Origin of the sequence: uncultured Ruegeria sp. (assembly GCF_947497005.1) — a bacterium.
GTDB lineage: Bacteria > Pseudomonadota > Alphaproteobacteria > Rhodobacterales > Rhodobacteraceae > Ruegeria.
In genome coordinates, this window is record NZ_CANMFF010000003.1 from 200,361 (window position 1) to 219,997 (window position 19,637).

A 19,637-nucleotide genomic window follows, 5' to 3' on the forward strand; every position below is an offset into this window, starting at 1 on the left:
TCAAGACATGAAAAAGCCAGGCGGTCGAAACCGCCCGGCTGTGTTCATCGTCAGACCATCTAATTTGTTATTATTTCCGGTCCCATGAAGGTGTTGGGCAAGAAGGTCGAGATCCAGGGAATATACGTCACCATGATCAGGAAGACGAACAGAACAGCCAGGAACGGCAGCGCCGCCTTCACAACGCTCATCATTGGCATTCCCGCGACACCCGAAGTTACGAACAGGTTCAGCCCGACCGGAGGTGTGATCATCCCGATCTCCATGTTCACCACCATGATGATGCCCAGATGGATCGGATCAATGCCCAGCTCAATTGCGATTGGAAACACCAGCGGGGCCACAATGACCAGCAGGCCCGAGGGTTCCATAAACTGACCACCGATCAGCAGGATCACATTGACCACGATCAGGAAGGTCACGGGCCCCAGACCCGCCGACAGCATGGCGCTGGCGATGTGTTGCGGCACTTGTTCATCGGTCAGCACATGCTTGAGGATCAGCGCGTTCGCGATTACAAACAGCAGCGTCACGGTCAGCTTGCCAGCCTCGAACAGTGTATGCTTGGTGTCGGGGTGGAAGAACGCCGTAATCAGCGCGTAAGGCTTTTTCAGCAGCGGCAGGTTTTGTGCGCCCTCTTCCGTGCTCAGCGGCCCCATGTCCTTGTAGACAAAACTTGCAATGAAGAACGCGTAAACAGCAGCAACCGCAGCAGCTTCGGTTGGAGTAAAGATGCCCCCATAGATACCGCCCAGAATGATGACAATCAGGAATAGACCCCAACCGGCTTCGCGGGCTGACGTAAAGATCTCTCCCCAGCCTTTCCATTCACCCTTTGGTAGGTTCTTGACCTTGGCCATCACATAGATGGTGATCATCAACATCAGACCCGCCATCAATCCCGGAATAACACCTGCCAGGAACATACGACCAACCGAGACCTCAACGGCTGCGGCATACACAACCATCACAATGGACGGAGGGATCAGGATGCCCAGCGTGCCGGCATTACAGATCACACCGGCGGCGAATTCCTTTGAATAGCCAACCTGACGCATTCCTGCGATCACAATGGACCCAATGGCCACAACCGTAGCCGGAGAAGACCCGGACAAGGCAGCAAACAGCATACAGGCAAAAACACCCGCAATCGCCAGACCACCTGGCAGATGCCCCACACAGGCGATTGAGAACCGGATGATCCGCCGCGCCACGCCACCGGTCGTCATGAATGACGAAGCCAGGATGAAGAACGGGATCGCGAGCAGCGTAAAGTGACCCTCGAATGCCTCAAAAAGCGTACCCGCGACCGATGCCAGCGAACTGTCAGAGTAGATCAGAAGGAACAGGGTCGAGCTTAGGCCTAGCGCAACTGCGATCGGAACACCGATCAGCAGCAGGCCGATGACCATCGAGAAAAGAAGAATGACGTCCATTAGTTTTGCTCTCCCTGCTGAGCGCGGACTTCTTCGATCTCGTCCTCGACTTCATGACTGGCGACAAGGCGGTCTGTCTCACCGCGCCAGATTTGAACGGCAACCTGCGCGAACCGGATCACCAGCAGCAGCATCGACACCGGAAGCACCAGATACGGCACGACCTTGGGCAGCTTCTCGTACCCTTCGCCATAGTTGATCAGGCCTTCCAGAAAACGCAGGGGGGCGACCATTGGAATGTCATCCACCTCGTAGAAGCTTTGGCTGCGTGCATCGAAATTGAATCCGGTCGGGAACCAACGACCCGAGGTTGGAGGCAAGTCAGCAAAGACGGCCCAATAGTCATAGGCGCCTTTCAGCAACAGCAACGAGAACACCAGACAGCACCCCACTGCGATCAAAGCCAGAACGCGCCGTGGCGCAGGCGCCAGCATGTTCAGGATAGCGTCCACACCCAGATGGGAGTGTTTCTTGACCGCATAAGATGCGCCAAGCAGCACCAGCCAGCCAAAGGTGAACACCGTAAGTTCAAGCGCCCACAGGATATTGGAATTGAAAACAAACCGCGCGATCACGTTTGCAAATGTCACGACCGTCATCAGGCCCAACAGCAACGCAATCAGGGTTTCTTCGATATGGTCGACCAGCCCGCCTTGGCCGGAATTCGCACCAGACATCTTTCTGTCCCCGCATTTTTTGTATGAGAGAGTGTGGGGCGGGCTTGATCAGCCCGCCCGGCCATCGCGTCAAATACTCCCCAGTCCCGGACGCGCGGCCTCTGCCCGGTTTAGAACCCGGCGTTGATGGCCTGTGCGGCGTCGATCTTGTCCTGACCAACGTCACCGGCGAACTGGTCCCATACAGGCTTCATCGCGTCGACCCAAGCCTGCCGCTGCTCCGGGTTTAACTCACGAATGATGCCACCCGCATTTGTGATCGATGCCTTGGCGGCTTCGTTCACGGAAAAGGCTTCCTTGTTGCGGGTTTCAGTCACTTCACCCAGAATGGTCACGAACTGGTCACGCACTGCCGGATCCAGACTGTCCAGCCAGTCAACGGAGGTCACGACCAGATAGTCGATGATGCCGTGGTTGGTTTCGGTGATACCGTCCTGAACCTCAAAGAACTTCTTGCCATAGATGTTCGACCAGGTGTTTTCCTGACCGTCCACAACACCCTGCTGCAGCGCGCCATAGACTTCCGAGAACGCCATTTTCTGCGGGCTGCCGCCAATGGCTTCCATCTGTGCCACTAGCACGTCCGAGGATTGCACGCGGAATTTCAGGCCATTGGCATCCGACGGATTTTCCAGCGGTTTGTTTGCAGACATCTGTTTCATGCCATTGTGCCAGAAGGCCAGTCCCTGCAGGCCGCGGCGCTGCATGCTGTCCTTCATCGCCTGACCGTCAGCCGAAGCCTGGAACGCGTCCACAGCATCGATGTTCTTGAACATAAACGGCAGGTCGAACAGGCGGAACTGCTTGGTGAACTTCTCGAACTTCGACAGCGAAGGCGCAGCCAATTGAACGTCGCCTTGCAGCATCGCCTCAAGAACTTTGTCGTCATTGTAGAGCGTCGAGTTCGGATAGACCTCCATGCACATCACGCCGTTCATCTCATCATTGACGCGCTGTTCCAGCAGCGAAGCAGCGATGCCTTTGGGATGTTTGTCTGTGTTTGTCACATGTGCGAACTTAACGACGATTTCACCATCATCACAGGCTGCCATGCCTGCAGTGGCTGTGACGCTAAGGGCCAGAGCGGTTGCGGCCGTTGTCAGGAATTTCATCTGTCTTTTCCTCCCAGACTTCCTAGAAACTGTCCTTCGACGCCAGTTCGGCATCGGATGCCGCGAAGTGAAACGATTCGATGTGCACCGCTCAACGATTTGTTTTCTGCATTCGGACTTTCCTATTTTTCATTTGATTTCAGTGCTCTCGAGCACACCAAAAAACATGCATCCGAAATACCGTAACTGCCGAGTGCGAAAATCCGCACAGCAAAACACCATGTTGTGCGAGATTCCGCACAACTCACGAATCAAATGGCCGAATCACTGCTTACACAACCGCAGTCCGCAACAGCGGACTGCCCGGCCCAACAGCTTTCATCACATGATAATGCGAAAAAGGTGGCGGGAGCCCGCTCGTTACCGTCGGTAGTCCTCGGCCCGAATCTGATAGCGGGCCAGCTTGTCATAGAAGGTTTTGCGAGGTAGCTTCAGCGCCTTCGCGGCATCGGATGCTTTGCCATTGTGCCGCCCCAGTGCTGCGATCAGCAGTGACCGTTCCACCCGTGCCATTTGTTCGCTCAGCCCAAGGTCCGCCGCCTGCGCAACCTCCTCTGGCATCCCCAGCACAAAGCGCATGGCGGCTGACATCAGCGATCGTGCATTTCCAGGCCAGTCGCTGGCCATCAGCGACGCCAGATGTTCGGACGAAATCTCCGGTGCGGCGATCCCTGCCTGTTCCGCCGACTGTGCGACGTAATGGCGGAAAATCACCGGAATGTCGTCAGGACGTTCCGCGAAGGATGGGATGCGCACGCGCATAACATCCAGCCTGTAAAACAAGTCTGCGTTGAACCGCCCTTCGGAACTTAACACGGACAGATCGGCAGTGGTGCCCGCAATGATGCGCCCGCCCGGCCCATGTTCAATTAGCTCCAAAGCCGCAAATTGCGTAGCTCGGGGCATGGCAGAGACTTCGTCCAGAAACAAAGAACCGCCAGCGGCGTCATCGCAGCTTTTGGCCAGATCATCGGGACTAAGGCTAGAGGCCGTGCGTTTGACAAACGGTCCCTGCCCTGCGGATGACATCAGGTGTACGACCTCAGCGACCTTTGAGATGCCACTTCCCGGCGGTCCCGTCACTAGTACCTCGGCCCCTGTCGGTGCAACGGTCCGGACCCGCTCGCGCAGAGCCTCGGCCTGCGGCGACAAGCCAAACAGCAGCCGCGCGGCAGGATCTCCACGCTCCAGCTCGGATTTCACCGCTCTTTGCTCCAAGACTTGGGAACGGGCTGCAAAGGCACGCTCAAGTACCTCCAGCAGGTCAGACGCCGCGCACGGCTTTTCCAGAAAGTCGAATGCGCCCTTTCCCATGGCCTCCACAGCCATGGGTATGTCGCCCTCTCCCGTCAGCAAAACTACGGGCAGGTCCGGATCGATTTCTCGTGCATAAGACAAAAGGTGGAACCCGTCCCGCCCCGGCATGCGGATATCCGAGATGATGACACCGGGAAAATCCCGACGGATATGATCCTTGGCGGCCACAAAAGACCCTGCGGTCGTTGGCAGGTAATCCGCTAATTCCAGAGTTTGAAACAGGGCCTCGCGAACGGCAGCATCATCATCGACCAACAAAACCCTTCGCATCACGCTGCCTCTTCTTTGTCACAGGGTTCCAGTTCGACGGTAAACATGGCCCCATCCGCCGTATTCGCCCCTCGAATATCGCCGCCGAAACTTTGAACCAGCCCGTAGGAAATCGAAAGCCCCAGCCCCAATCCTTCTGACGACCCCACACTCTTGGTTGAATAGAACGGTTCGAACATCCGGTCGGGGTCTTCAATGCCGGGGCCTGTATCCTGCACAGAAACGCTCAACCGCGCGCCTTCTCGCAGCGAAATCGTTATGTTCCGTTCGGGTCGTCCCAACATTGCATCCGCCGCATTGTTGATCAGATTCACAAAGACCTGCACTAGACGTACATCCCCCCCCCACGCATACACAGCACTTATGGGCGGTTCCCAGTTCAAGGTCATACTATCGTCTCGCAGGCGGGCTGCGGTCAGTTCGACAGCCGTATTCAGAACCTGAACCAGATCGACACGCCCCATCGGTTCGCTTTCGTTGCGGGCAAAAGCGCGGAGGTTCTTGATGATCCGCGCCATACGCGCCGCCATTTCGGATATGCGCCCCAGATTATCGGCTGCTTTCTCGGGTTTTCCACGCGTCATGAATGCCGAGCCGTTGTCCGCAAATTGCCGGATCGCCATAAGGGGCTGATTCAATTCATGACTGATCCCGGCCGACATTTGCCCCAAAGCGCTGAGTTTCCCCGCTTGCACCAGATCCGCCTGAGCCCGCCGCAGGGCTGCCTCGGCTTCTTCCCGTTCCGTCACTTCCCTGCGTAAGCTGGCATTGGCAACTGTCAGGTCACGGGTGCGTTTGGCCACGCGACTTTCCAGAACGGCATTCGCCTGTGCCAGAGTCCGCCGCCGCTCCATGGCAAGAAAGAGCATTGCGCCGAAAGCCAGACAGATCGCCGCGACTGCTGCCGCCTGAAGCCTGGCAAGTTGCAGGGCTGGCGCCACATCCACCAAAACCTCAGCCGTCATATCTATGACCGGCAAATCAAGGGTAAGGTGCAGGGCATCGCGCGGCAGATAACGCCCCCAATTCAATTGCCATAGTTCGTGCCTACCAACTTGCGTCGAAGCAAAATCAACGGTCGCGCCATCTGGCGGTGTCAGCCCCGGTTCACCCTCCGCCCGGTACCAGAACAGCAGGTCCGACCTGTTGGAGATGAAGACAACACCATCTGAATCGACAAAGAAAACCGCTTCGGTACTGCCACGCCAAGTCTGTTCAACGTCCTGAACATCAGCAACGACCATCAGCGCGCCTTCAATATGGCCAGACGGGCCGAAGGCTGGTGCGGCGTAGGAATAAATCCGGTCATCGCCCAAGGGCACGACCTCATGCGCATTACCCAAGGCACCCTGCATCGCACGACGGAAAGCGGGGTGCCCGGCCATGTTTCGCTGGGACACCGGCTGCGCCGCAACCAAGACCTGACCGCTCTTGTTCAGGTACATCATATTGACCGCTGCAGTCTTGTCCGCAACGTCAAGAAGCATCGCCTGAGCTTGGCGTATGTCAGCCTGTGTATCCAACTCATGCAGAATGGGGTGCGTTGCCATCAACACCGCAAGTTCCTGATACACTTGCATTTGCGTGCTCAACCGGTCGGCCGCAAGCTCAAGGTCGGCCTCGGCCTTTTCACTCAGTTGAGACAGCGCCTGCCTATAACCGTATGACCATACGGAGGCCGACAGAAATCCAACGGCGAGTACGAAACTGGCAATGAACCAAACCCTTTGCATAGACATGGGTCTTGCATTCAACGCGCCGCATGGCAAGTGTGCGGCGCATGAAGTCATTCTCACAAACTCCGACCGACCCGGGTTTCGTTCAAAACCCTTACCTGTTTTACGATCAGGCCCGAAACGCCGGCGACCTGATTTATTGGCGGGATTATGGCATGGTCGCAGCGGTCTCCAATCGGGCGGTTCGGGCCTTGTTTCGGGACCGCAGATTTGGACGAGAAGAACCGCCCGAACGCGCAACGCAAGGCCCTTCCCATCTGGCGCCCTGGCTGGCGGTCGAAGCTCATTCGCTGCTGGAAGCTGAACCTCCACGGCACACGCGTTTACGCTCACTCGTCATGCGTGCCTTCACATCGCGCGCCATTTCGGCCTTACAACTAACCATCGAAACCTTGTGCCATGATCTGATCAAGGCGTTTCCCGATGGTCCTTTCGACCTGTTGAATGCCTATTGCACTCAGGTCCCGGTGATCACGATCTGTCGACTTCTCGGCGTTCCCGAAGCCATGGCGCCCGATTTGTTGCAGTGGTCCCATGACATGGTTGCGATGTATCAGGCCAACCGCAAACGGGACACCGAAGACCAAGCCGCCAGGTCGTCTCAGGAATTCACCGAGTTCCTGCAAGGGTACATAAAGTTGCGACGCAGTGATCCGCGCGATGATCTGATTACACGACTGATAAGCGCCGAAGAAGAAGGTGAAAAACTATCCCTCGACGAACTGGTCGCGACCTGCATCTTGCTGCTGAACGCTGGCCATGAGGCAACTGTGCATTCACTGGGGAACGGTGTGAAGACCCTGTTGCAGACCAATACCAACCCCGACGTACTGGCAGCAGATGGAATCGACGCAACAATCGAAGAGATCCTGCGTTACGATCCGCCTTTGCATATGTTCACCCGCTACGCGTATGAGGATTCCGAAGTCTTTGGTCATTCCTTCAAACGAGGCGATCAGGTGGCACTGTTGCTTGGGTCGGCGAACCGCGACCCTGCTATCTGGGAAGACTCAAACACGTTCCAACCGACCCGCCCGACCGAGATAAATACGAGTTTTGGCGGAGGCATTCATTTCTGCTTAGGCGCGCCATTAGCACGTTTGGAAATGCGCATTGCTTTACCGATCCTGTTCGAAAGCTGTCCGAACCTGCAACTGGCCGCGCCGCCGGTTTATTCGGACAGTTATCACTTTCACGGCCTGAATCAGTTGCTGGTTAAAATCTAACCTGCACATATCCACGTATGCGCGATGCTTCCGGCCGGGGGCAGCGCGCCCCTTTTCACGCCCCTTCTGCCAAAGCACTCAGCGGCAGCATCGTCGTGGATTTGATCTCTTCCATTGAAAGTAATGCTGTAACGTTATGAACCCGGACTTCCGAGATCAGCGATTGGTAAAACTCATCATAGGCGCGCGCGTTTTTAACTCTGACCTTCAGGATGTAGTCGATATCGCCTGCCAGCCGATGAGCTTCTTGCACTTCCGGGTGATCTCGCAGTGCTTTCAGGAACTTGCGCTGCCAATCCGCCTCATGCTCTGAGGTTCGGATCAAAACAAAGAACGTCGCTTCAAACCCAAGGGCTTCAGCATCCAGAAGAACTGTCTGCTGGCCGATAATTCCGGCACTCTTGAGCTTGCGGATACGATTCCAGACGGGCGTCTTTGAACTGCCGACGCGGGCTGCTATTTCGTCCAGAGATTGCCCCGCATCGCGCTGCAGCTCGGCCAGAATTTTCCGATCCGTGTCGTCTATCCGCACCGCCATTCCAAATTTCCTTCCGTTTCAACGTTCCTGTTCCAGTTTCTGGAAATTTCGGAACATATGTTCTTATTTAGGCCAACATATGGCGCTTTGGTGGGAATATTTCCTATATTGCAGGGTAAGTCAAACCACACCCGGGATGATCCGATGCAGGATTTTCACACAATCAGCCCCATAGGACATGTCGATTTTGTCGGCGCTGGTCCAGGCGATCCCGAACTATTGACGCTCAAGGCGCTGACTGCGTTTGAGCGGGCGGATGTCGTATTGCACGACCGCCTCATCAGCGCGCCGGTGCTGGAGCTGGCTGGACAAAGCGCCGTGCTGGTCGATGTCGGCAAGGCCGGGTTCGGCCCGTCATGGAAGCAAAGTGATATCGACGCGCTTCTGGTCGAATATGCCCTGAAGGGCAACCACGTGGTGCGCCTGAAGTCAGGCGACCCAACTGTCTTTGGCCGTCTGGACGAAGAGATAGAAGCCGTAGAGGCGGCTGGTATCTCATGGCAGATTATCCCTGGCGTCACAGCCGCATCAGCCGCAGTCGCCAGCATCGGTCAAAGCCTGACCCGCCGGGGCCGCAACTCATCCGTACGATTTATGACCGGGCACGACATGAAAGGTTTCGCCGATCATGACTGGGCGGCTTTGGCGCGCGCAGGATCGGTTGCTGCGATCTATATGGGCAAGAAATCGGCCCGTTTCATTCAGGGTCGTCTGATCATGCATGGTGCCGATCGCGCCACGCCTGTCACTCTGGTCGAGAATGCCTCGCGTCCCGACCAACGCATTCTGGCCACGACGCTGGACCAATTGCCCACCGATCTGGCTGCCACCGAAATGGACGGCCCGGCCCTGACTTTCTATGGCCTTGCACCGCGCGAAGCGGCACAGGCTGTATCTGAATTCAACAAGGAGCTTGCCTGATGGCCCGCGCTTTTACCCCCAAAGTCGTCACCGCAAATGATTTGCTGGAAGGTGACGTTATTTACCAGACTGAAGATGACCGCTGGTCGCGTGAACTGTCTGACGCGGAACTGATCACCGACGAAGCACATGCTCAGGTGCGCCTGCTGGACGCGGCGCGCCAGGCAAACAAAATCGTGGGCGCTTACCTGGCTGATGCCGTTGTCGGCGAGAACGGCCCCGAGCCCACACACTTTCGGGAAGATTTCCGCCGGACTGGTCCGTCCAACTATGCCCACGGCAAACAGGAAACTTCCCCGCAGCCCCGGGCCTGACCTCTGGCCCTTCTCTCTCCCCTTCAAGGCCCCGGTTCGGGGCTGCAACCAAGGACAGCTAGACATGTATCGCTACTCCGAGTTTGACCATGAGTTTCTGGCAGAGCGCAACGCACAGTTCCGCGCCCAGGTCGAGCGCCGCATTGACGGGTCGCTGACCGAAGACGAGTTCAAACCCCTGCGCCTGATGAACGGCCTGTATCTACAGCTGCACGCTTACATGCTGAGGGTCGCCATTCCCTATGGGACACTGAACAGCGCGCAGATGCGTCAGCTGGCTCTGCTGGCCGAAAAGTGGGACAAAGGCTATGGCCATTTCACCACCCGCCAGAACATCCAGTACAACTGGCCGAAACTGAACGACGTGCCGGATATGCTGGACGCGCTGGCCGAGGTTGGCATGCACGCAATCCAGACCTCGGGCAACACCATCCGTAACGTGACCGCCGACCACTTTGCCGGTGCCGCTGCGGATGAGGTCGCCGATCCCCGCCCCTATGCCGAACTGCTGCGCCAGTGGTCGACCGACCACCCGGAATTCCAGTTCATGCCGCGCAAATTCAAGATCGCCATTACCGGCTCGGAAAACGACCGCGCCGTGATCAAAGCGCATGACATCGGCCTTCAACTGGTCGAGCGCGACGGCGTTTTGGGCGCGCGCGTGATTGTTGGCGGCGGTCTGGGCCGTACGCCGATGATCGGCAAGGAACTGTCCGAATTCGTCGCCTTTGACGACCTGTTGGCTTACCTTGAAGCAACCGTTTCCGTGTGGAACCAGATCGGCCGACGTGACAACAAATACAAAGCGCGTATCAAGATCACTGTGCACGAAAACGGCATCGACACGATCCGCGCCAAGGTCAACGAGCGCTTTTTGCAGGTTCGCCCGCAGTTCAAGGGCGCTGACATGAACTTGCTGGAAGAGATCAAAGGCCATTTTGCCCCTCCAGCCTTCCGCGAAGGTTCGGTTGCGTCATTTGAAAGTGCCTATACCAACGATCCGGTTTTCCGGTCGTGGGTCGATACCAACATCGCACCACACAAGAACGCCGACCACGCGATTGTCACGATCTCGATCAAGAAGCACGGTCAAACGCCAGGCGATGCGACAGCTGAACAGATGCGCGTGATGGCCGATCTGGCCGAACTGTTCGCCTATGACGAGCTGCGCATCAGCCACGAGCAGAACGTGATCCTGCCGCATGTCCACAAATCGGACCTGCCTGCGATCCACGCCAAACTGAAGGAGCACGAGCTGGCCACCGCCAATTTCGGCCTGATCAGCGACATCATCGCCTGCCCCGGCATGGACTATTGCGCGCTGGCGACAGCGCGTTCGATCCCGGTTGCGCAGGAAATCGCGACACGCTTTGAAGATATGAAGCTTGAGCATGATATCGGCCACCTGAAGATCAAGATCTCGGGCTGCATCAACGCCTGTGGTCACCACCATGTGGGCCATATCGGCATCCTGGGTCTGGACCGCGCAGGCGTCGAGAACTACCAGATCACTCTGGGCGGCGACTCGACAGAAACGGCAGCAATTGGCGATCGCACGGGTCCGGGCTTTGCCTATGACGAGATCGTGCCGGCCGTTGAGCGCATCGTAGAAACCTATCTGAACCAACGTGAAAGCGCCGAGGAGACATTCCTGGAGACATATCGCCGGGTGGGCATGGCACCGTTCAAGGTTGCTCTCTACCCAGAGGCCCGCGCAAATGCCGCTTGACCTGATCCAGACGGAACTGGGGGCCGACCGTGCCGACTTGACCGAGAAGGTCAACGCACTGAACGCCCGGTTCCGTCATCATAGCGCCCATGACGTGATGCATGGAGCCATTGAAGAGATCGACGAGCTTGCGCTTGTGTCAAGCTTTGGCGCGGAATCGGTGGTGCTGCTGCACATGGCGGCGGTCGTCGACAAGATGACCCCGGTGCTGTTCGTGGACACCCAGATGCTGTTCACCGAAACGCTGGAATACCAGCAGGAGGTCAGCGAGCGTCTGGGCCTGAAGAACGTTCGCATTATCCACGCGGATGACGAGGACATTCAGCGGGAAGACCCCTATGGCGCGCTGCGCCTGCGGGATACGGATGCGTGCTGCAATCTACGCAAAACGTTTCCGTTGCAGCTGGCTCTGACGGGCTTTTGTGGTTGGATCACAGGACGAAAACGCTTTCAGGCCGGGACTCGCGCCATGCTCGATTTCTTCGAGGTCGAGGACGGAACAGGCCGGATCAAAGTCAATCCGCTGGCCCATTGGGCGCCCGAGGACGTGCGCACGTATATGATTGAGAACAACCTGCCCCGGCATCCGCTGGTGGCCAAAGGATACCCTTCGATCGGCTGTGCGCCCTGCACATCGCCAGTCAAAGAGGGCGAAGACCCCCGCGCCGGTCGTTGGCGCGATCAGAACAAGGAAGAATGCGGCATCCACTTTGTCGATGGCAAGATGGTGCGCGCCGGAGAGAAAACATGAACGTAATCGTAACGGATGAGGGCTTTTCGCCCGATGACTGGACCGACGGCTTTGTCACTCTGGACGATGCCGCAAATGACGTGGTCGCGCTGGATGTCAGCTCGGACACGGACCCGGATGAACTTTTTGACCGGCTGGGCAGCGCCAAGCTGGTTCGGGTGGATTTCCCGTCCTTCGCGGATGGTCGCGGATTTACCATCGCGCGCACACTGCGCCTGAAAGGGTACACCGGTCGGCTGCGTGCGAAGGGCCATGTGCTGGCGGACCAATATGCAATGGCGCGCCGCAGCGGTTTTGATGAGGTTGAAATCGGTGGGGACCTGGCCGATCGCCAGTCTGAAGATCAATGGCTGGCCCGCGCCAACTGGAAAGAAAACAACTATCAGGCCCGCCTGCGCGGTTAAAAGCCGCCAATCGCAAGCTTGTGACACAAAGGGGGCAATCTGTCCCCTTTTCCTGACTTGGATCAACGATTAAACGGAGATGTCGGTTTAGCAGACCGGCAGGTAAACGATGACAGAGATGAAGCCCGTGAGCGAAGTAACTGCCGTAAAGGCCCCCGTCCTGCCGGACGCGCAAACAGTAACCGACGTCAAGCACTGGACAGACAGCCTGTTCTCTTTCAAGGTGTCGCGTCCCGCCTCGCTGCGTTTCCGCTCGGGCGAGTTCGTGATGATTGGCCTGCTGGGCGACAACGGCAAGCCACTGTTGCGCGCCTATTCGATTGCCTCGCCTTCGTGGGACGAAGAGCTGGAGTTTTATTCGATCAAGGTGCAGGACGGCCCGCTGACATCGAAGTTGCAGCATATCAAGCCTGGCGATCAGATCATCCTGCGGCCCAAACCTGTTGGCACGCTGGTTCATGACGCTCTGCTGCCCGGCAAACGCCTGTGGTTCTTCGCTACCGGCACCGGTTTTGCCCCGTTTGCGTCGTTGCTGCGTGAACCGCAAACCTATGAAGATTACGACGAGGTCATCATTACCCACACCTGTCGCGAAGTGGCCGAACTGGAATATGGCCGTCAGCTAATCGACGGCATCCGTCAGGACGAAATGCTGGCCGAGCTGATGGGCGAAGGCTTTGCCGACAAGATCCGCTATTACCCGACCACCACTCGGGAAGAGAGCCCCAAGATGGGCCGTATCACCACCCTGCTGCAGGACGGCGAAGTGTTTGCCGATCTGGGCATCGAAGGCGGCATCAAACCCGAAACCGACCGCGCGATGGTCTGCGGTTCGCTGGCTTTCAACCTGGACATCAAAGAAATCCTCGAAGGTTTTGGTCTGCGCGAAGGTGCGAATTCGGAACCCAAGGAATTCGTGATCGAAAAAGCCTTTGTCGGCTAAAGTGACCCCGCGTTCGGGGCTTTGCGGTCCCGAACGCGAAAAACACCGAACAAAACACCGTTTTTTCGTTGTTGCCTGCGTTTATGCCGCTTGAAGTGCGGCCCGGCCCGGTCTAAATTCCGGGCTCGAAATTCTGCAATTATCAAAGGAATGAACCCATAGCTCGCAGACCTCACAACGCGCCGCCACAAAGAGATACCGGCCCGCGCGTCAATGATAAGATCCGTGCCCCCGAAATTCGCCTGATTGGCGCCGAAGGTGAAAATGTCGGGGTGGTTCATCCCGCCAAAGCCATGCAAATGGCCGCAGATGCCGGTCTTGATCTGGTTGAGATTTCGCCCAATGCGAACCCTCCGGTCTGCAAGATCATGGACTTCGGCAAGTTCAAATACGAAACGCAGAAACGCGAAGCCGAAGCGCGCAAGAAACAAAAAATCATCGAGGTGAAAGAGGTCAAGTTCCGCCCTAACACCGACACGCATGACTATGACGTGAAGATGCGCAATGTGTTCAAGTTTCTGGAGAACGGCGACAAGGTCAAAATCACCCTGCGCTTTCGTGGCCGCGAAATGGCGCACCAGAATTTGGGCCGCGAATTGCTGGAACGTGTTGCTGAGGACGTCAAGGAACTGGGTAAGATCGAAAACATGCCCAAGATGGAAGGTCGTCAGATGATCATGATGATCGGCCCGCTTCCGCAGAAATAATCCGGTCCAAGGGCCGAAACGATCAAAGCCCCTTCGCGCGCGGAGGGGCTTTTTTGTTCAGTTCGCCTGCCTGCCTCGAAACCAATGGGCGGCATCCCTAAAGTCGAAGATCAAAGAGACGATGTCGACGATCAGAAGCACCCAAAGAAAGCGAACAAAGGCTGGGCTCAGGATCTCTTCTGAAGACAGAAGAAGCGCGACGATAACGACAAGTGGTACCCAGCAGACGATGTGCGGCAAAGCCATCGCGCCGCTCATCCCGCGCGCAGCCACCATGATCGGAACGTTCAGCGCCATGCCGGTTATGGCGAGAAAGGCGACAACCTGTCCCGGTGGCTGATCCAGAAATGCCATCGGAACCAGATTGACCGGCACCAATATCACGGCCACCCAAACCTGCACCCACATGGGAAGCGTTCGGAAACTGCACCAGATATCCAGCACCATAGACGTCGCCCTTTACCGATCCTTCGCCCGCGACACTAGTGAATGTGATGCGGGCGAAAAGGGAGGTCACAGTAATGTCAGAGCACTGCTGAAAGGGCGCGCTCCAGTTTACTGACAAGCTCGCCAATCTGCTCGTCTTCAATAACAAAGGGTGGCGCGAGCAGGATATGATCTCCGTTCCGACCATCCCGCGTGCCAGCCATGGGGTAGCAGATCAGCCCCTCGGTCAGTGCTGCCTTTTTCACCTTTCCAGCAATACCCATAGATGGATCAAATGGAGTTCTGGTTTCACGATCCGCCACCAGTTCAACCCCGCGAAACAGGCCACGCCCCCGCAGGTCACCCACGTTGGGATGTTGTCCGAAAGCGGCCTCCAATGCGGATTGCAGTTTGGTGCCCATAACCCCGGCGCGCGCCGGTAATTCGCGTTCTGTTAGCTCACGAACCACTGCCAGCGCAGCAGCTGTGGCAACCGGGTGTCCAATATAGGTATGCCCATGCTGGAAAAACCCTGATCCATCGCGGATCGCGTCATAGATTTTTCCGGTACACAGCATGGCCCCAATCGGCTGATACCCTGCACCCAGCCCTTTGGCGACGCACAGAATATCTGGCGCGATGCCGTCATGATCGCAGGCAAACAGGTGGCCGGTACGCCCCATGCCGCACATCACTTCATCCAGTATCAATAACACACCATATTGATCGCAGATTTCCCGAATGCGTTTGAAATACCCCTCAACCGCCGGAACTGCGCCAAGGGTTGCACCGACAACCGGTTCGGCCATGAAAGCCATCACCGTATCCGGCCCAAGGCGCAGAATTTCCGCCTCAAGCTCATTGGCGACGCGTTGGCCGTAGTCAAAACTGCCCTCGCCCTCAGGCTTCTCAGCATATTCATAACAGGCCGAGATATGAGTCATTTCGATCAACATCGGCGCGAACTGTGCTCGTCTCCAGGCATTGCCACCGGCTGACAAGGCCCCTAGCGTGTTGCCATGATAGCTCTGTTTGCGGGCGATGACATGCCGGCGTTCAGGTTGACCAATTTCCAGAAAATATTGCCGAGCCAGCTTGATCGCCGCTTCGGTTGCCTCGGACCCGCCTGAGACGAAATACACACGATCCAGATCCCCCGGCGCATGCTGGATCAGCAAGTCCGCCAGCGCCTCGGCCGGTTCCGACGTCATGAACCCGGTATGCGCAAAAGCGATCTGTTCCACCTGCTGTTGCACAGCCTGTATTACCGCTGGGTTTGAATGCCCCAGGCAGGACACAGCCGCATCGCCGCAATCCAGATACCGCTTGCCTTCGGCGTCGATCAGGTAACAGCCATCTCCGCTGGCCGCTATGGGAAGGTCAGATTTCGTGTGGCGCGGGAAAACATGACTCATGTTTCAATCCTTCCAAGTGTTTCAACCAAAGCCGCGACCGATGCCGCGTTGTCCGCCCAAGACGTGCCATCTGGTGCCGTCAGGCTGTTTTCAAATCCGACACGTACGTCGCCACCACGACGCGCAGTTTCGGCCAGACACACATGTTCCTGTGCCCCAAAGGCGCACACCATCCAGTTGTGCGGGCTGGAGGGAAAGACATCCAAATCCGATGGAACAGATTGCTGGCCATCGCTGTATCGCCCCAGCACCAGCAAACGATCTGTCTGATCCGCCTTCACAACGCCTTCGGCCTGCCAGTTTTCCAGCAATCGCACATCTTCCATATCATACAGAATATGCTGAACCCGCGTGCCCTGATCCGCACACAAAGCATAGACCCGAGGCACAAGATCAGAGTCTCGCGCAATCTCTCTCACTGAAATTGAAGCCCATTCAGGTTGAACCTGTTGCAGACACTCAAATTGCGACGGCACATCGAACACACCCGCCGCTTCGGTAGTGATCTGAACATCCATTTCCGGCACCGCGCGCTGCAGCTCTGCCAGCGTTTCGCCATACAATCCGGCGTCCAGCGTATGGTTGCCGTCAGCATCCCGGACATGCAGGTGCACACCATTCGCACTTGCGGCATGGCAGTTCCGTGCGGCCCTTACGATCTCATCCGTCGTGACTGGCAAAGCAGGGTGATCCCGCCTGCTCCGCCGGGCCCCGTTGGGTGCGACCAGAATATACGGTCGACTAAAGTTTTTCGCTGCGTTCGCTGTCATTGCACCCTCTGATTCTTCTAGCCCCAGCTAATACCCATCGATTTCTTTTTCAATTTGGCCATAAGAAAACAAATGTTTTTTTGAGTGTATGACGCGCACCCTCATTACCTTGGCAGATAAAGTGCGCCGCGAAACTGCAGATTACCGGCGGCCCGATGCGTTTCCAAGGCTGAGAAACTTGAGGGAACACGGTTACACCTCTGCTGATCAAGTAGCAGATTTGCGTCATCGCAGGTATAGAGACGGACTATTCCATGCGCTTAGCACGCGGTTGAGGTCTGGTTGGGATTTCCTTCAGCAATCCCCCAACACCCATTCCGGCAATATCCGCTCCGGTCGTTTCGATCCCGCAAGCGACCCGTGACAATACCCAATCGGCCCCATTCAAAGCCGGAGATCGCGCGCATCCCGGCAACCCGATCACGGGCCGGTTCTGTATAGCCCCCAGAAACAGCAGGTTTCCCGGATCAACCGGCATACCAAACCGATCCACCCGTCCACCTGCAAGCCGAACAGCTGATGGGGCAACATCATCCGGGTCCGAAGTCGCAGATCCGGTCAGGATCATCAAAAGATCGCCACGTGTTGTAGAAACCGCCTTGGCCAACGCGTCTGCACGGTGAGGTACGATCTGAACATCGCAAAGGTCCAACCCCAAAGCCTCGGTTCGACCGCGAATGGCCGCGATCCCTTTTTCGTTCGGGGGGCCTCCGGGGATATCTGTCACGATTAGTCCGGCAGTCCTATGAACTGGCCTTGCCAGACGAACGGCCCCCTGCGCCAGATTGGCTGCACGCCGAACATCAGTCTCTGGCACGGCATACGAGATCACTTTGATGGTGGCCACCATCCCTTTCGGACCCATCTGCTGGTATTGGGGAACTGTCGCGACCGTGATCATCGGGTTGACCCGATTGAACATCTCCAGCGCGTCTACATCCAGCACTGCCACCCCCGGCCCGTCCGCCAACAGGTTGACCCGGCCGGTAAACGAGTCGGTCACGCGCAGGTTGGCCGAACCCGCATCGGGTGCAAGGGCCGATGCCAAAACACGTGCGGCTTCATCTTCGTTGCAATCACCGGGTTCAAGGCGGGCAACTATGACTTCGGTGATCCCCGCCTGAGCCAGTTGAGCCACATGCTCCGCCTGCAACGACAGGCCCTTACGCAACTTTTGACCGTCCGCCGTAACCGAATGCGCCAGAATGGCTCCTTTCGATTCGGAGACGGTTACCGGTCCAAACTTCATGCCTTGCCTCGCAAAACGGCCGTCATCTGCGCCAAAATCGCGACGGCTATCTCGGATGGCCCAGCGGCCCCGATGTCCAAACCGATGGGTCCGTGAATTCTGGAGATCTGCGGCTCAGTGAACCCGGCTGCCTTCATACGCTCAACACGTTTGGCTTGGGTACGTGTCGAGCCCAGTGCGCCAATATAGAACACACCTGCGCCCAACGCGGCCTGTAGCGCCGGATCATCCAGTTTCGGATCATGCGTCAGCAAGACAATTGCGGTGCGCGCATCCAACCCGAGATTTGCCACGGCTTCGTCCGGCCAATCCGTCAGGATCGATTCCCCTGGAAAACGGGCGCTGGAGGCAAATGCATCGCGCGGGTCGATAATAGCAGGATCATACCCTGCAATCCGCGCCATCGGCACCAGAGCCTGCGCGATATGAACCGCTCCGACAACGATCAGCCGTAGTGGCGGGTTATGTACCGCCACAAATGTCTGGCCGTCCTCTTCAAAACCCGACCGATCCATGCGCAGCCTTTCGGCATAGACATTTCGGCGCAAAGCCCTGTGCCCGGTGTCGATATTGACTTCGTAAGCGACGGGCTCGCGCGCCGCACGGGCGGCAACCAGTTCAGCCAGCATCGGCTCGGGCAAAACCTTCCCAACAGGTTCGACAAGAACGCGTATGGTTCCGCCACAGGCCAGTCCGACAGCAAAGGCGTCCTCGTCGCTCACTCCGAATTCCAGCAACCGGGCTTCGCCTTCGTCAATGGCTTCAAGAGCTTCGACGATCACCGCGCCTTCGACACACCCCCCCGACACGGAACCTTCGATCCGGCCATCGCCACCGATCACCAGTTGGGAACCGACCCGCCGCGGCGCGCTACCCCAGGTTTCGACGACCGTGGCAAGCGCGGCACCGCTGCCATTGCGGTGCCAATCCAGTGCCGTTTCCGGGCTGTTGTCGAATCGCTCCATCAGAACCTCCAGATGCCGTCAGTGACCAACATAGGCAGGATTGGCGCGATGAAAAGCGCGGCAGCCTCACCAAAACGTCTATATTTAGCCTTGCGGGCCAACGCCAAGGCCCAAACTACATTCAATAAATCATAGCATTGATTGTTAGCGATCCGGGTTTTAGCCTGCGCGGGCAACCGGCCATAAGACCGGACTGCATATCGAACAATTTATAGATCGGAGACAAGCAGTTGAAACGTTTTCTTACATTGGGCGCGGCGGTTGGCCTTTTGACCTCGACCGCGGCATGGGCGGACACTTTCGAACGTTATGGAGAGGTTGAGGGCTGGAAAGTCTTTATTGATAACGAAAAGAAATCCTGCCTGATCGAGGCCGTGGACGATGCGGAAAACGTCGTTCAAATGGGCCTGACCGAGGATCGTGGCGTCGGCTATGTGGGTGTTTTCACCAAAGCCGATACCGATATCAAACGTGGCGAAACACAAGAGGTGGCCATCCTGATTGGCGACAACATCTATTTGGGTGAAGCCACGGGTATGAAGGGCAATATCACCAAAGGCTATTCCGGTGGCTACGTTCTGTCGGACAGCGCTCAATTCGCGGATGATCTAGCCAAGAAAAAGGTCATGATCGTGTTCCCCGAGACATCCTACGCCTTCACTGTCGATCTGACCGGCACCTACAAGGCCATGGAAATGGCCCGTAAATGCAACGAAGAACAATTGTCGTAA

At 57.1% G+C, this 19,637-nt stretch carries 19 protein-coding genes and 1 pseudogene; 9 read left to right on the top strand and 11 right to left on the bottom strand.

Annotated elements, in window-relative coordinates; all coding sequences use genetic code 11:
- Positions 1–59: 59 nt before the first annotated feature.
- From Q0816_RS05815 to Q0816_RS05835, 5 genes are all read right to left on the bottom strand, one after another.
- Positions 60–1,436, bottom strand: coding sequence for a TRAP transporter large permease (locus Q0816_RS05815; protein ID WP_298848544.1), 1,377 nt, complete (start codon positions 1,434–1,436; stop codon positions 60–62).
- Positions 1,436–2,113, bottom strand: coding sequence for a TRAP transporter small permease (locus Q0816_RS05820; RefSeq protein ID WP_298848545.1), 678 nt, complete (start codon positions 2,111–2,113; stop codon positions 1,436–1,438). Before Q0816_RS05820 ends, Q0816_RS05815 begins: the two co-directional genes overlap by 1 nt.
- Positions 2,114–2,223: 110 nt before the next feature.
- A complete protein-coding gene (locus Q0816_RS05825) occupies positions 2,224–3,225 on the bottom strand; it encodes a DctP family TRAP transporter solute-binding subunit (protein WP_298848547.1) in 1,002 nt (333 codons plus the stop codon).
- Between the two features lie 360 nt (positions 3,226–3,585).
- Positions 3,586–4,815, bottom strand: a complete 1,230-nt coding sequence (locus tag Q0816_RS05830) for a sigma-54 dependent transcriptional regulator (RefSeq protein ID WP_298848549.1) — start codon at positions 4,813–4,815, stop codon at positions 3,586–3,588.
- Entirely contained in the window at positions 4,812–6,545 is a 1,734-nt protein-coding gene (locus tag Q0816_RS05835) for an ATP-binding protein (protein ID WP_298848881.1), read from the bottom strand. The genes Q0816_RS05830 and Q0816_RS05835 overlap by 4 nt, the downstream gene beginning before the upstream one ends.
- Positions 6,546–6,592: 47 nt before the next feature.
- On the opposite strand from Q0816_RS05835, the gene Q0816_RS05840 reads away from it, so the two are divergent.
- Positions 6,593–7,774, top strand: coding sequence for a cytochrome P450 (locus Q0816_RS05840; protein WP_298848551.1), 1,182 nt, complete (start codon positions 6,593–6,595; stop codon positions 7,772–7,774).
- A 55-nt stretch (positions 7,775–7,829) separates the two neighbouring features.
- On the opposite strand, the gene Q0816_RS05845 is transcribed toward Q0816_RS05840, so the two are convergent.
- Complete coding sequence (locus Q0816_RS05845) at positions 7,830–8,312, bottom strand: Lrp/AsnC family transcriptional regulator (protein WP_298848553.1); 483 nt, start codon at positions 8,310–8,312, stop codon at positions 7,830–7,832.
- Positions 8,313–8,486: 174 nt separating this feature from the next.
- Here Q0816_RS05845 and cobA point away from each other — a divergent pair.
- The 7 genes and pseudogenes from cobA to infC form a co-directional block, all read left to right on the top strand.
- Positions 8,487–9,233, top strand: a pseudogene (gene cobA, locus Q0816_RS05850) (uroporphyrinogen-III C-methyltransferase); the annotation flags it as partial.
- Positions 9,233–9,547 (top strand): DUF2849 domain-containing protein, encoded by a 315-nt coding sequence (locus Q0816_RS05855; RefSeq protein ID WP_298848555.1) that lies wholly within the window; start codon positions 9,233–9,235, stop codon positions 9,545–9,547. The pseudogene cobA and the gene Q0816_RS05855, both read left to right, overlap by 1 nt.
- A 64-nt stretch (positions 9,548–9,611) precedes the next feature.
- Complete coding sequence (locus Q0816_RS05860; RefSeq protein ID WP_298848556.1) at positions 9,612–11,276, top strand: nitrite/sulfite reductase; 1,665 nt, start codon at positions 9,612–9,614, stop codon at positions 11,274–11,276.
- A complete protein-coding gene (locus tag Q0816_RS05865; protein ID WP_298848557.1) occupies positions 11,266–12,027 on the top strand; it encodes a phosphoadenylyl-sulfate reductase in 762 nt (253 codons plus the stop codon). Before Q0816_RS05860 ends, Q0816_RS05865 begins: the two co-directional genes overlap by 11 nt.
- Positions 12,024–12,431 carry a DUF934 domain-containing protein gene (locus Q0816_RS05870; RefSeq protein WP_298848559.1) on the top strand — a complete coding sequence of 136 codons (408 nt, stop codon included), beginning with the start codon at positions 12,024–12,026 and terminating at the stop codon, positions 12,429–12,431. The genes Q0816_RS05865 and Q0816_RS05870 overlap by 4 nt, the downstream gene beginning before the upstream one ends.
- Positions 12,432–12,540: 109 nt before the next feature.
- The gene (locus Q0816_RS05875) at positions 12,541–13,374 is read left to right on the top strand and encodes a ferredoxin--NADP reductase (protein WP_298848561.1); all 834 of its coding nucleotides are present in this window, start codon (positions 12,541–12,543) and stop codon (positions 13,372–13,374) included.
- 158 nt (positions 13,375–13,532) lie between these two features.
- Positions 13,533–14,081: a translation initiation factor IF-3 gene (gene infC / locus Q0816_RS05880; protein ID WP_367180469.1), complete on the top strand. Its 549-nt coding sequence runs from the start codon at positions 13,533–13,535 to the stop codon at positions 14,079–14,081.
- Between the two features lie 57 nt (positions 14,082–14,138).
- Here the strand turns inward: infC and Q0816_RS05885 are convergent, their stop codons facing one another.
- The 5 genes from Q0816_RS05885 to Q0816_RS05905 form a co-directional block, all read right to left on the bottom strand.
- On the bottom strand, positions 14,139–14,528 hold the full coding sequence (locus Q0816_RS05885) for a hypothetical protein (protein WP_298848562.1): 390 nt from the start codon (positions 14,526–14,528) through the stop codon (positions 14,139–14,141).
- 77 nt (positions 14,529–14,605) lie between these two features.
- Positions 14,606–15,922, bottom strand: coding sequence for an aspartate aminotransferase family protein (locus Q0816_RS05890; RefSeq protein WP_298848565.1), 1,317 nt, complete (start codon positions 15,920–15,922; stop codon positions 14,606–14,608).
- On the bottom strand, positions 15,919–16,692 hold the full coding sequence (locus tag Q0816_RS05895; RefSeq protein ID WP_298848567.1) for a 3-keto-5-aminohexanoate cleavage protein: 774 nt from the start codon (positions 16,690–16,692) through the stop codon (positions 15,919–15,921). The genes Q0816_RS05890 and Q0816_RS05895 overlap by 4 nt, the downstream gene beginning before the upstream one ends.
- A 247-nt stretch (positions 16,693–16,939) precedes the next feature.
- Complete coding sequence (locus Q0816_RS05900; protein WP_298848569.1) at positions 16,940–17,941, bottom strand: molybdopterin-binding protein; 1,002 nt, start codon at positions 17,939–17,941, stop codon at positions 16,940–16,942.
- On the bottom strand, positions 17,938–18,906 hold the full coding sequence (locus Q0816_RS05905; RefSeq protein ID WP_298848571.1) for an XdhC family protein: 969 nt from the start codon (positions 18,904–18,906) through the stop codon (positions 17,938–17,940). Before Q0816_RS05905 ends, Q0816_RS05900 begins: the two co-directional genes overlap by 4 nt.
- 230 nt (positions 18,907–19,136) lie before the next feature.
- Here Q0816_RS05905 and Q0816_RS05910 point away from each other — a divergent pair, with 230 nt between their 5' ends.
- Positions 19,137–19,637, top strand: coding sequence for a hypothetical protein (locus Q0816_RS05910; protein WP_298848572.1), 501 nt, complete (start codon positions 19,137–19,139; stop codon positions 19,635–19,637).